12 protein-coding genes are annotated in these 13,106 nt (G+C 29.7%); 11 read left to right on the top strand and 1 reads right to left on the bottom strand.

Annotated features, from left to right (window positions below):
• Positions 1-21: 21 nt before the first annotated feature.
• Positions 22-438, bottom strand: coding sequence for a hypothetical protein (locus J3477_RS07225; RefSeq protein ID WP_206869026.1), 417 nt, complete (start codon positions 436-438; stop codon positions 22-24).
• A gap of 596 nt (positions 439-1,034) precedes the next feature.
• Between J3477_RS07225 and J3477_RS07220 the strand changes: the two genes are divergently transcribed.
• The 11 genes from J3477_RS07220 to J3477_RS07170 all read left to right on the top strand — a co-directional run bounded on the left by J3477_RS07220 (position 1,035) and on the right by J3477_RS07170 (position 12,905).
• Positions 1,035-1,988 (top strand): DUF4003 family protein, encoded by a 954-nt coding sequence (locus J3477_RS07220; protein WP_206869024.1) that lies wholly within the window; start codon positions 1,035-1,037, stop codon positions 1,986-1,988.
• A 90-nt stretch (positions 1,989-2,078) separates the two neighbouring features.
• Positions 2,079-2,447: a hypothetical protein gene (locus J3477_RS07215; protein WP_206869023.1), complete on the top strand. Its 369-nt coding sequence runs from the start codon at positions 2,079-2,081 to the stop codon at positions 2,445-2,447.
• Positions 2,448-2,765: 318 nt separating this feature from the next.
• Complete coding sequence (deoC, locus tag J3477_RS07210) at positions 2,766-3,440, top strand: deoxyribose-phosphate aldolase (RefSeq protein WP_206869022.1); 675 nt, start codon at positions 2,766-2,768, stop codon at positions 3,438-3,440.
• Between the two features lie 329 nt (positions 3,441-3,769).
• Positions 3,770-6,064, top strand: coding sequence for an AAA family ATPase (locus J3477_RS07205; RefSeq protein WP_206869021.1), 2,295 nt, complete (start codon positions 3,770-3,772; stop codon positions 6,062-6,064).
• Positions 6,065-6,330: 266 nt separating this feature from the next.
• Positions 6,331-6,666: an anti-sigma F factor antagonist gene (gene spoIIAA, locus J3477_RS07200; protein WP_206869020.1), complete on the top strand. Its 336-nt coding sequence runs from the start codon at positions 6,331-6,333 to the stop codon at positions 6,664-6,666.
• Positions 6,667-6,681: 15 nt separating this feature from the next.
• Positions 6,682-7,113 carry an anti-sigma F factor gene (gene spoIIAB / locus J3477_RS07195; protein ID WP_284691982.1) on the top strand — a complete coding sequence of 144 codons (432 nt, stop codon included), beginning with the start codon at positions 6,682-6,684 and terminating at the stop codon, positions 7,111-7,113.
• A 10-nt stretch (positions 7,114-7,123) separates the two neighbouring features.
• Positions 7,124-7,882: an RNA polymerase sporulation sigma factor SigF gene (gene sigF, locus J3477_RS07190; RefSeq protein ID WP_206869019.1), complete on the top strand. Its 759-nt coding sequence runs from the start codon at positions 7,124-7,126 to the stop codon at positions 7,880-7,882.
• 391 nt (positions 7,883-8,273) lie between these two features.
• Entirely contained in the window at positions 8,274-8,732 is a 459-nt protein-coding gene (gene spoVAC, locus J3477_RS07185; protein WP_200272511.1) for a stage V sporulation protein AC, read from the top strand.
• 53 nt (positions 8,733-8,785) lie between these two features.
• Positions 8,786-9,829, top strand: a complete 1,044-nt coding sequence (gene spoVAD / locus J3477_RS07180) for a stage V sporulation protein AD (protein WP_206869018.1) — start codon at positions 8,786-8,788, stop codon at positions 9,827-9,829.
• Between the two features lie 14 nt (positions 9,830-9,843).
• Positions 9,844-10,203, top strand: coding sequence for a stage V sporulation protein AE (spoVAE, locus tag J3477_RS07175; protein WP_206869017.1), 360 nt, complete (start codon positions 9,844-9,846; stop codon positions 10,201-10,203).
• Positions 10,204-10,376: 173 nt separating this feature from the next.
• Positions 10,377-12,905: a P-type ATPase actuator domain-containing protein gene (locus tag J3477_RS07170; RefSeq protein ID WP_206869016.1), complete on the top strand. Its 2,529-nt coding sequence runs from the start codon at positions 10,377-10,379 to the stop codon at positions 12,903-12,905.
• Positions 12,906-13,106 lie beyond the last annotated feature (201 nt).

The raw sequence follows: 13,106 nt of genomic DNA, 5'->3' as shown, positions 1-13,106 counted from the left end.
TTGCGAAGGTTCGCAATTCTTTTATTTTGTTCTAGTAACTTGCTGTTGTTTAGCTTTCTTTATTTGTGAATGATCTACTGGGAATAAATCCTTCTTAGTAGTGAAGTTTATAACGTTCATTATCTGAATTACATCACCGGATGATTTTGATTTTTTATCACTCTTTAAACCTTGGATCATAACATTATGACCTTGATTAATTGCTATAAATTCTGGCTTTTTAAACCATCTATTCTTTTTGTAAGAACATTTAATAACTGCCTTACTTCTCTCTGGTCTTATTATTAGGGTAGCTGCTATTGTATGAAATATCCAAAGAATAGTTTTTTCTTCAACCTTAGCTGATATAACTGTTCCTTGAAATTGAGCCATTCTATCACCATACTTTTTTATGTATGAGTCAGTATAATATTTCGATAGTTTTTCCTTAAAACCCATAGTTAAAACTCCTTTTCATATTCAAATATTATAAGTCCATTTTAGTAGTTTAACTTAAACAATTAACTAAGGCCAGAAAATCTTTTATTCTAAATCTAATTCATTTTTAAATTATCATATATCAAGAATTGTGGTTAATATATAGATAAAAAACAGTATTCACACACTAATCTTGATAAGTAGGACCTATATAAAAAGCATATGTACGTTTCAATTAATATTTATAATTTAGCTAGTTTACAAAAAAATAATTAATTTCACATAATGCCAATTATATTTTTCAATAAAATAATTATAAGAATTAGAAATTTATTAAATAAAGAGCACATATGTCTACAGTTAAGTTTAAGCGTTAAAACCTATAAAACATAATAAACAACTAGTATTATAGCATACAATTGATGTTAATAAAATAGCAAAGTAGAAAATCAACCTTATACTTTATTATAAGCAAAAACTTAACTAATAATCATAAATATAATTAACAACATTGTTACAATTTATTAATTGATATTATGGAGAATAAATAATACAATTAGTATATGATATTTAATAACCTTTAAAAGGATAAGCAGGACTTAGAAAGAGGTAAAGCTATGGATAGTATACTTAAAAAGAATGTGGATTTAATGATAAATAATTATATAAAAAGTAAAAATAAATTGAGGTATGATGGAGATTTGTTAAATCATTTTGCAGCACTGATACTTACGAGCTCAGCTAAAGAGTTAAATTATGAGAAAATTAGAGCTATAAGAAAATTTATAAAAGATAGTACAAGCTGGTTTTCTACTTTTAGGGGAAATAATTTATATGTCATTTCAATATTGTTATCACTTGAAGAAGAGTGGCAGCAAAGATTTATAAGAATACAAAAGTGGGAAGAACATTTAAAAGATAATGGTTTTGTTGAAAGCCCATATTTATCCATAGGTATATGGATTTTGACGGAAAATTTTAAGGATGAAGAGATGTATACGGTATCAGAAAGAATGAGAGAAATCTTTTTATTGATGAAAGAAGAATATCACAATGTAACTTCTTCAGATGACTATATTATATGTGCGATTTTGGTGACTCAAGGGTTGAGTAGTCGTACATATATGGACATAACTAACAAAGCCTATGATAAGATAACTGATTATGATTTTACTACTAATAATGGTTCTCAAACTTTAGCAACAATATTATGTACAAATCCAGATCAATGGAATAATAATTTAGAAAAGACTATTGATATATGTAAACTAGTAAAGAATAATGTTGGAAGTATACAGCCTCAATATGTAGGGGTTATTGGTGTTGCATCTACGGTTATAAACGATGCTGATGGTTTCATGAGAGAAGTTTATAGTGTGGAAAAATACTTGAATGGACTTCCTGATTATCAATTTTTTATGGATAGAGGCTTTAGATTGATGATTTCTATGTTTATGGTTATACTTAGTAAGAAGCAGCTTAAAACTAATTATTTAAATTCAATAATGGCTCTTATAATAAATTACAGTTTAGTGAGTCAGCAGCAGGCTATAATATCTAGAGCAAACTAAGAGATGGATTATCTCTCTATATAACTTAGAAAGTATAAATTAATTAAGAAGTGGTATACATAAGGTGTACCACTTTAACAGGGAGTAATGATGAAAAATAGCTTAAAGAATTATAGAGTAGTTTTCTTAACTATTCTCTTTTTAGAATGTTTTTTTATGAGTGGGGTTTACTTCTATAAACAGCTGAGTGTGCCAGTTTTGGCAGGAATGATACCAACTGAAAGTCAAACTATAGTGTTAAGTACACTGTATATTCTAAAACTCATTCTGCTTATCTTCGTAATATTTAAGATGAGAAGTACATATAAAATCTTTATAATAATAAGTATGATAATAGGTATTTCTACTATATTATATGAGAAAATGAATTTGATCTTCATTTTAGCTGAAGGAGTACTTTGCATAGTAAGTATATTAACTATAATCTGCTCATCTGAAAGAATTAAAGTTCGTAAGTAAATAGATTAACATTTAAATTTTAGGCTATGTTTAAGCATATTGTTGAAATTAATTCTTTTCGTAAGTCCATTAAAGCATCGAATTGATAAACACTTAATTTCAACACGGTGCTTCAACATCGCCAAATTTTATTACAAAGTGATACATCTATAAAGATGTAGACTAAAAATATATATAAGATTATAATGAATATGTGTTTCGATACTTACTTCAATATTATATATTTAAGAAGAAATAAAATAATTGTTGAAGCTGAAACTATATAAAAACTATGAAATATAAAAATTTATTAAAACTTTTAATAAATAGGAGGAAGAAATGAATAAAGAACAATTAGCTAGAATGATCGATCATACTTTACTTAAACCAGAGGCTACAAAAGCTGGTGTAGAAAAACTTTGTAAGGAAGCACTTGAATATAACTTTGCATCAGTATGTGTAAACCCTTCCAATGTAGAATTGGCAGCAAAGTTATTAAACGGAAGTGAAGTAAAGGTTTGTACTGTAATCGGATTCCCTTTGGGAGCCAATACTAAAGAGGTTAAAGCCTTTGAAACAAGTGATGCAATACTTAAAGGTGCAAACGAAGTAGATATGGTTATAAATATAGGAAAATTAAAAGATAAAGATTATGAGTATGTAAAAGAAGATATAAAAGCAGTTGTAGATGCTGCTAGAGGGAAAGCGCTTACAAAAGTTATAATAGAATCTTGTTTATTGACTGATGATGAGAAAGTAATTGCTTGCAAACTTTCTAAGGAAGCAGGAGCAGATTTTGTTAAAACTTCAACAGGTTTCTCAACTGGTGGAGCAACCGAAGCTGATATTAAGTTAATGAGAGAAACTGTTGGTCCAGACTTAGGCGTTAAAGCTTCTGGTGGAGTTAGAAGTCAAGAAGGTGCTTTAAAAATGATTGAAAATGGTGCTACAAGAATTGGTGCATCAGCTTCTATAGAAATATGTGAAGGCAAGAAATCTGACTCTACTTATTAAGATATACACATATATATGGATAACTTTAAAACTAAAGCTAGTTTTAAAATTCTGATTAATTGTAATCAGAGGATTAAAAGGATTTTATCTACTGTGTAGAATATAAATGAATTCTATAATTAAATATAAAATTGATTAAAAGGTATAGATTATGTGTAATGGTCTATACCTTTTTCGTATTTTGATGAAACTTGATGAAATATATTGAAAAATTTTATACCTAAAATTAAAAAAATAGAATATTAATATAGTAAATTACTTTATAGAGGAGGGAACTGCTCTAATAAATTGGGGAAAGATTAACTTTTGCAATTTTTGAGTGGGACGTTATGAAGAGAGAGTTAACTCCACAAGAGGTCGTTTATAATGTAGATTTTAATCGATTATCTAGAACAGAGGATAAAAAGTTTATACCAGAATATACTGAGGTCTATAAGAATATTGAAACTGCTTTACACATAGAGAAAGAGGGATTTAACGTTTATCTTATAGACTTATTTTCTAAAGAAAAACTTGAAAATATAATTAGTTTTATTGAAGATAGTCTTAGTAGTAGGTCATGTCCAAAGGATATTTGTTATGTAACACTAGAGGATCCTAGATATCCTACTCCATTGTTTATTGCTAATGGTAAGGGAAAGAAATTCAAAGACAGATTAGAAGCAATCAAAAGCTTTTATCTGGAGAAAATATTTAATTTTTATAACTCATCATCAAATAAAGAAAAAGAAACAATAATAGAGGAAATACAGAGAAAGAGAACTGATTATATTGAAGATCTTGTTCAAATGGCTAAGAATGAAGGGTTTGATGTAAAAGCCACTACCAATGGATTTGCATTTATACCTCTAAAAGAGGGTGAAGCCATGACTGAAAAAGAGTATGATGGGTTAGAACAAAATTCAAAAGAACAGATTGTAACAAAGGCAAGTAAACTTAAAACTGGAGCAGAAGATGTCTTGGAGCAGTTAAAGGATATTGAATTAAACTCAATAGATAAAATAAAGAGAATATTTAAAAGTTATTTGGATGAAGAATCAAAAGATATTAAGGAAGATATATTTAAAGAGTTTATAGAAGAAAAGGAAGCTTTAGAATATTTAAATAATGTCTGCAGTTTAATAGAAGAAGAAACTATTGAAAATTATTCTATGAACTATGAAGATGATATGGAAAAGATAGATGAAATAGTAAATAGAAATAATATCAATCTTCTAGTTGATAATAAGGATGTAAAATATCCTAAAGTTATATTTGAAGAGGATCCAAGTGTAAACAACTTGATCGGAAGCATTGATTATGAAAATCATAATGGAGTATATTCAACAGATGTATCACTTATCACAGCAGGTTCATTATTAAATGCTAATGAAGGGTGTTTGATAATTAGAGCAAGTTCGCTTCTAAATAACGCCGGAAGCTATTATTATTTGAGAAAAACTCTTATGAGTAATAAAGTAAGCTATGATTATAATAGAGGTTATTTGGAGTTCTTAGCTCTAAATGGTATGAAGCCAATACCAATTGATATAAATTTGAAGATTATAATAATAGGGGATAGTGAGACATATGATACTTTATACACTTATGATGAAGATTTTAAGAACCTTTTCAAAATAAAAGCAGAGTATAATCCTTATGTGCTCATAAATGAAGAAGTGAAAAATTCATTGGCCACTATGATAGATGAAATTAAAACGAAAAACAATTTGTTAAGTATAAGTAGCGAAGCAATTAATGAAATAGGAAAATTTCTATCAAGAAAAGCTCAAGATAAGCACAAGATATTTATCGATGATGAAGAGATAGGAAGAATACTTATACTAGCAAATAACGTGGCAAAGAAAATTGATAAAAGATTAATAGGACGTAAAGAAATAATTGCAGTAGCTTATAATGAACAGTTGATAGAAAAAGATATAATTGAAATGTTTAAAGAAAGAAAGATGTTAATTGATGTAAAGTCAAAGGTAGTTGGAAGTATAAATGGTTTATCGGTTTTAGATACAGGCTATTATAGTTTTGGTAAGCCTACTAGAATAACCTGTATATGTTATAAAGGTGTAGGAAGAATCGTAGATGTGCATAGGGAAAGCAATTTAAGTGGTAATATACATGCAAAATCTATCGATATCTTAAAAGGTCTATTAAATACTCTTATAGATCCTTATTCTAGAATTCCTGTTGATTTTCATGTGAGCTTTGAACAGACTTATGGCATGCTTGAAGGCGACAGTGCATCTATTGCTGAGCTGGTCTGCATGATTTCCGCTATAAGTAAAATCCCTATAAAGCAAAATATAGCTGTCACAGGCTCCTTAAACCAATTTGGAGAAGTACAGCCTATAGGTGGAGTTAATGAGAAGATAGAAGGATTTTATAAGGTATGTAAAAGTATTGATACAGTTTTTGGTAAAGGAGTAATTATTCCATCATCTAACGTAAATGATATTATACTGAATAATGAAGTAGAAAGATCTATAGAAAATGGGGAATTCCACCTTTATGCCATCAACGATATAAATGATGCAATTCAAATTCTTATGGCTGATGAGACATGTACTTTAGAAGATATTTTGAGTTCAATAAAAAGTGAAATAGCCTTGTATAATAAAATTAAATAAGAACTTGTAATTAAGTGAAAAGAGAGGTGAATTGCCTCTCTTTTTACTTTAACACAGATATGAAAACTATGTATTACTTAATTTTTTATGATCGTTACTGGTAGTATCTATAATTACATTTATACTAAAAAATACCATAAAATAGAAATATATGATAAATATGTTTGACTTAGTACAAATTTTTATGATAGAATTATGGAAAAAGAAGGAAACTAAATTGGCAAAATAGCTAAGGAGGTGAATTACTCTATTTTAGAGTAATATTTATGGATTTAAATTTTAAAAAAGTTGAAGATAATTTGATTGTGGCACTGACAGGTGAATTAGACCACCATAGTGCAGAGGAAATAAGAGTGAAAGTTGATGATAGAATTGATAGGGATGGAGTGAAAAGTCTTGTCTTTGATTTTTCAAGAGTAACTTTTATGGATAGTTCAGGAATAGGAATGGTTATAGGAAGATATAAGAGACTTTCAATGAGAAATGGTAAAGTAAGTGTAGTGGCAGCAAATAAAAATGTAAAGAGAGTATTTGAATTATCGGGTATGTTCAAAATTATTAATTCTTACGAAAGCATAAACGATGCTATTAAATGCATTTAACAAGGGGGAATTAGCGTGGAAGGAAATAAAATGAAGATAGAATTTTTAAGTAAATCTCAAAATGAGGGTTTTGCAAGAGTTGCTGTAGCTGCTTTTATATCTCAACTTGACCCAACAATAGAAGAATTAAGTGATGTCAAAACTGCTGTATCAGAAGCTGTAACCAATTCAATAATTCATGGCTATGAAGAGAAAGAAGATGGGATAGTTAGTATAGAAACCATATTGGAGGGTAGTGAAGCTACTATTATAATTGAAGATGCTGGAACTGGAATTAAAGACTTAAATGTAGCAATGCAACCACTGTATACTTCTAGACCTGACTTAGAAAGATCTGGTATGGGATTTACTGTTATGGAGACTTTCATGGACTCTTTAGAGGTGTTTAGTAATGGAGTAAAGGGAACTAAGATAGTAATGAAAAAGAAATTCAATTCTGTAGGTTAGGTGATAATCTATGGAGTATAATAATTTTAAAAGAGAAGAGTTCAATTATAATGACAATACAGAACTTATAAGGCAGGCAAAAAAGGGCAGTACAGAAGCAATGAATAGACTTATTGAGATTAATATGCCTTTAGTTTCATCTATTAGCAGAAAATTTCTTAATAGGGGCTATGATTATGAAGACATATTTCAGATAGGATCTATAGGGCTTGTAAAGGCTATCAATAATTTTGATGATTCCTTCAATGTAAAATTCTCAACATATGCTGTACCGATGATTATGGGAGAAATAAAAAGATTTTTAAGAGATGATGGTTTTATAAAAGTATCTAGAAATACAAAAACCTTAGCAAGAAAACTTCACTTCAGTAGAGAAGAGCTTTCAAAAAAGTTGGACAGAGAGCCTACTATTGAAGAGTTAGCAGAGTATTCAGGGATAGACAAGGAAGAAATTGTGTTTGCTTTAGAATCCGCTAATAGTATGCAATACCTGTATGATACAATACACCAAGATGATGGTTCACCAGTGCTATTAATCGATAAGATAGCTGAAAATGGTGAAGAAGATGCAGAAATGGTAGACAGGTTAGCTTTAAAGGAAGCATTAAAAAGTTTAGAGCCAAAATCAAGACAGATAATACTTCTTAGATATTTTAAAGATAAAACCCAGATACAGGTAGCAAAGATGCTTGGGATTAGCCAAGTACAAGTTTCTAGGATAGAAAAGAAAGTACTTCAGCAAATGCGGAAAAAATTATCTGAATTTTAAAAAACGGATGGATAACCACCGTTTTTTTTGTTTAAAAGCTTTCAAAGTACTGTAATGAAATTAAATGATTAATCATCCGATGTTTTAATAAGCTTGCTTAACCATTTAATTTAAATAATAACTTTGATACTTTATTAATGATAAGAAAACTTAATACGTATAACTAATTATAATAGTAAAGATCGATAATGAAAATTAGCGGTCTTTATTTTGCATTTTTTAGAAACTAAATTTTGGTGCTTATAAATATTCTATAATTCCACAAAATATAACCATAATAATTGAAATTTGGTTTTTAAGTTGGCATAACAATAATTAAATCATACAAGGTTCTAGTTGATATAAATATGTATCCAAAGTTAAAAAAGTTTAAAAAGGAAGAAGGGAGCATATGGAAGCAAAAGAAGAGAAAATAAAGAAAAGGTTTGATCAGCTGTCAAAGGAATCTGAGCCTAAGCCTAAACTACTTAGGAATTGTATCAATGCTTTTATAGTCGGCGGTATTATTTGCGATATTGGTGAATTTTTTTCTAACACTCTTACATCCTGGGGTGTGGCAAAAGACGATACGGCTACATGGGTTGCTATAATAATGGTGTTTATAGGAGCATTGTTAACTGGTGTAGGGATATATGACAAGATAGCAGCATTTGCAGGAGCAGGTACTGTAGTTCCTATAACAGGATTTGCAAATTCTATAGTATCTCCAGCTATTGAATTTAAAAAGGAAGGTTTTATTTTTGGGCTTGCAGCAAAAATGTTTACTATAGCTGGTCCAGTATTGGTGTATGGCATTGGGACCTCTGTAATAGTAGGAATAGTCTATTATATAATTGATTTGTTTTATTAAAAATAAAATCTGTATAATCTAATGATTTAAGCCATAAAAAGTGAGGGATAGTTATGAAAAATGCACATAAGAAGGTAGGAAAGCAGACAGTAAAACTGGATAATCCACCTAAGATAATTTGTACTACAAGCATTGTTGGACCTAAAGAAGGAGATGGACCATTAAAAGATTATTTTGACATAATACTTAGTGATGATACCAATGGTAAGGAAACTTTTGAAAAAGCTGAGACATCGATGATGTACACTGCTATAAAAGAAACTATAGAAAAAGCAGGATTAAATGAAGAAGACATTGACTATTTATTTGCAGGAGATTTACTTAATCAATTAGCTTCATCAAGTTTTGCAGCAAGAGACATAAATATCCCTTTTGTAGGGTTGTACGGAGCTTGCTCAACAATGGCTGAATCTATTGGACTTGCATCACTAATTATGGATGGTGGATATGCAGAAAATGTAATTGCAGCTACCTCTTCACATTTTAGTGCGGCAGAACGACAATTTAGGTTTCCGCTTGAATATGGTTCGCAGAGATCAGAGGTAGCACAATGGACTGTAACAGGTGCTGGTGCTATGTTATTATCCCACAGCGGCAACAAACCAGCAGTGACATACGTGACTACTGGATTAGTTAAGGATTACGGAATAAGAGATGCTTCAAATATGGGAGCAGCTATGGCACCAGCAGCAGTTGATACAATTTATAGACATTTCCAAGATACTGGTCGAACTCCAGAAGACTATGACATAATTGCTACTGGTGATTTAGGTCTTGTTGGTAAAGAAATAACAAGCAAGTTGCTATTAGAATATGGTTATGATATAAGAGATGTTTATGTGGATTGTGGATCTGTTATATATGATAATGAGAGACAAAAAACTAACTCAGGAGCTAGTGGATGTGGGTGTTCTGCAGTAGTGACCTGTGGATACTTTTATAAAAAGATGCTAAAAGGGGAAATAAAGAGATTGTTATTGGTTTCAACTGGTGCTCTTATGAGTACTACAACCTCTCTTCAGGGAGAGTCAATTCCAGGAATAGCTCATGCAGTAGCTATTGAGTATGACGATAAGCTATCTTGTGACAGTGATTAGGAGGATATATACCAATGAGTGAATATGTATATGCATTTGTAATTGGAGGAGCTATGTGTGTAATAGCTCAGATATTAATGGATAAGACAAAACTTACGCCAGCAAGAATATTGGTTGCATTTGTTACTATTGGAGCTATACTTGGAGCATTTAATATATATGATAAACTTATAGACATAGGAGGAGCAGGTGCTACTGTACCTTTACCAGGCTTTGGAAACTCACTATCCAAAGCTGCAATTAAAGAAGTAAAAGAAAAAGGAATAATAGGTGCTTTTACTGGAGGAATAAAAGGAACAGCTGGCGGAATAACTGCTGCAATCTTCTTTGGTTATATAATGGGACTAATATTTAATCCTAAAACGAAGTCTTAGTGATGAATTTAAGAAAAAATAAGTTTGTTCACTAGAAATACTATCTCTGTTATAATGCTTATATAAAATGATTTTTTGATAGTTTATTTACTATTATTACATATATGTAATAAAGTGTTACAGTCTATTAAACGAAAATTAACTAGCAAATAAATGTGACAGGAGCAAAAATTGTGGAGAGATGGTATAACATTCCTTGGAGTAAGGTGATTGATAAATTAGAAAGTGATTTAAATAAAGGATTAAGTAGTGATGAGGTAAATAAGAGAAGAGAATTAAATGGAACGAACATAATGCCTATATCAGTAGAGCAAACTTCAAGAACTATACTTCTAAAGTTGCTGCTTAAACCATGGTTTTTTATAATGCTGGCTACAACAGCAATTTTTATCTTTTTTCATTTCTTTCTACAAGCAGGTGTGATAATTTTATTAGCCTTAGCAACAATGGCAATAAGATATTATGAAGTTTTAAAAAGCAGGAAAGAACTAAATGTATTAAATGGATTAGATTATACATCTACTCGTGTTTTAAGAAATGGCGTAAGAGGAGATATAAAATCTGAAGAATTAGTGGTTGGGGATATTGTAGTTCTTAAAAAGAATCAATTAGTACCAGCAGATATAAGAGTAATAGAAAGTGAAGAATTAAAAGTTAATGAGAAAAATATCACTGGAGAAGATTTTATAAGTGAAAAGTATGAAACTATGATAGAGGGTGCGGTTAACTCTTTATCTGAGATGAAAAATATAGTATTTAAAGGAAGTACAGTTGTTCATGGCGATGGATTAGGTATAGTGGTAGCTACAGGAGCCACTTCTCAACTAGGGAAAAATATGGCCTTACTAAACAGCTCTGGAATAAGAAAAAATACCTTAGGCATAGAATTGGAACAAAAGCTTAACTCAATTACAATTTATTCAACATTAATTGCTGGAGCTATTGCTTTGCTTATTAATGCAGTTTCTGGAAAGAGTGCAGATGTAAACTTAGTAGTTTCCGAAGTATATTCTGTTCAAACCTTAGGATATGTAGTTATAGTAATACTTTTCATATATTTATATAAAAAATATCTAAAACAAGATGGAATTGAAGTGATAAACCTCTCAGTTTTAAGTGATCAAAAGAAAATAGATATAATTTTTCTAGAAAAAATAGGAGCGATATCTATTAATAAGATGATCGTAAAGAAAATGTATACAGATGAAAAAGTTTATAACGAAGATGAAGGTGATAACAATGATATAAACCTTCAAAGAATGATAAATATAGGCTTGCTGACAAACAATGCTATATATAACGTTAACGATGATACTGGAAAAGGTGATATAACAGAGATTGCCCTTCTTAGAATTGGAGCTAATAGAGGTATTTATAAGGGAATGCTTATGACTAAGCAAAGAAGGATTTTTGAGATTCCATTTGATTTAGAAAGAAGAATGGTAACAACTTTAAATAAAGTAGAAAGAAATTATAGAGCTAATTTAAGAGGCGCCTTAGATGAAGTTTTAAGCAGATGTACTCATATCATGAAAGAAGGCGTAGAAAAGGAAATAACGGAAGAAGATATAGAAAATATAAAGAACTGTGATTATAACTTTTCTAATGATGGTCTTATAACAATGGGATTTGCCTATCGAAGCTTTGGATATCAGCCGACACCAGACGAAAATATTGAAAGTAATTTAGTTTTTGTAGGAATAATGGCATTTCTTAATCCAGTGGTTGATGAAAGTGATGATATAATAAATACTTTAAAGAGGAACAATATTGCTCCCATGCTTATAACAGAAGATAATAAAATAGCTGCGGCAAAGACTGCAAGTGATATATCTTTAATTAATAGTATGGATGAAGTGATATCAGGAGTTGAGTTAGATTCTATTAGCGATGATGAGATGATAAGTTTACTTTCTAAAGTAAAAGTATTTTCAAGAATCTCCTATGAAATGAAAAATAGGATAATAAATATGTTTATAAATGATGGATATAACGTGGCGGTAGTTGGAGATAATTTAACAGACCTTCCATCATTAAGTGCAGCTCAACTAGGAATATCTTATGGCGATAAGTGCTCTAGTTTAGTGAAGAAATTATCAGACGTGTATATAAAAGAAGACTGTTTACATAAATTTTTAGAACTAAAAATGAAGCTTACTATATTAAGAAGAAATATATATATTGGTAGTAGCTTACTAAAATATTTATTAGCATTACAAATTTCATCAATAATAATCCCTGAAATATTAAATCTCAGCTTCACTAAGGATATTTATTTGATAGCTGCAGAGAATATAATAACAATTCCACTTTTAGCTGTTGGTCTTTTATTTAGTGATAAGTATATAAAAAGAGAACCTAGTTCAATTTATTTAGTTGCTACAGCTTTAAGTCAAACATTCTTAATAGGAGTGATATGTAAGCTGGTAGCTGGTATGAACTATGGAATTATGATAACAAGCTGTTTCTATCTGCTTCTATTAATAAAAGCAGTGGTTATTTTTGATATAAAGCTAAATGCAACTGAAATAGTAAAAAGGTTGTTGATTTCGAGTATTAGCGTTTATGTGGGAATAACTACAGCAGCATTATTAATAGCATATAAAGCAGATGTAAAAGGTATAGTAGTTTCAATAATATTTATAGCTTTATGTGGTATTGCTGAAATTTTATCGAATAAGTGGAAAGAATATATGATATAGCACTTATTTGAAAGGAACAAGTATTATATATAGTTTAAGTTATTGAATGATTCTTAAGTGAAGATACTTAAAATAGAATTTTAATAATTAAACTATTATATAAAATACTTTTATTTAAAATGATAACTAAATTTATAAACAACGAAGAGATAAGTAGACCGGCAGTTAGTATATTAATTTCTTGTATAACGGGTATTATAA

It is taken from the genome of Clostridium zeae (assembly GCF_017312485.1).
Taxonomy (GTDB): Bacteria; Bacillota; Clostridia; order Clostridiales; family Clostridiaceae; genus Clostridium_AR; species Clostridium_AR zeae.
The sequence above is the reverse complement of the archived record's forward strand: the minus strand, read 5'-3'. Positions and strand labels throughout refer to the sequence as shown.

Coding starts and splice junctions, on each gene's coding strand:
- J3477_RS07220 (WP_206869024.1), top strand. CDS start 1,035: ATGGATAGTATACTTAAAAAGAATGTGGATTTAATGATAAATAATTAT.
- spoVAC (WP_200272511.1), top strand. CDS start 8,274: ATGGAAGCAAAAGAAGAGAAAATAAAGAAAAGGTTTGATCAGCTGTCA.
- J3477_RS07205 (WP_206869021.1), top strand. CDS start 3,770: ATGAAGAGAGAGTTAACTCCACAAGAGGTCGTTTATAATGTAGATTTT.
- spoIIAA (WP_206869020.1), top strand. CDS start 6,331: ATGGATTTAAATTTTAAAAAAGTTGAAGATAATTTGATTGTGGCACTG.
- spoVAE (WP_206869017.1), top strand. CDS start 9,844: ATGAGTGAATATGTATATGCATTTGTAATTGGAGGAGCTATGTGTGTA.
- J3477_RS07225 (WP_206869026.1), bottom strand. CDS start 438: ATGGGTTTTAAGGAAAAACTATCGAAATATTATACTGACTCATACATA.
- spoVAD (WP_206869018.1), top strand. CDS start 8,786: ATGAAAAATGCACATAAGAAGGTAGGAAAGCAGACAGTAAAACTGGAT.
- J3477_RS07215 (WP_206869023.1), top strand. CDS start 2,079: ATGAAAAATAGCTTAAAGAATTATAGAGTAGTTTTCTTAACTATTCTC.
- deoC (WP_206869022.1), top strand. CDS start 2,766: ATGAATAAAGAACAATTAGCTAGAATGATCGATCATACTTTACTTAAA.
- sigF (WP_206869019.1), top strand. CDS start 7,124: ATGGAGTATAATAATTTTAAAAGAGAAGAGTTCAATTATAATGACAAT.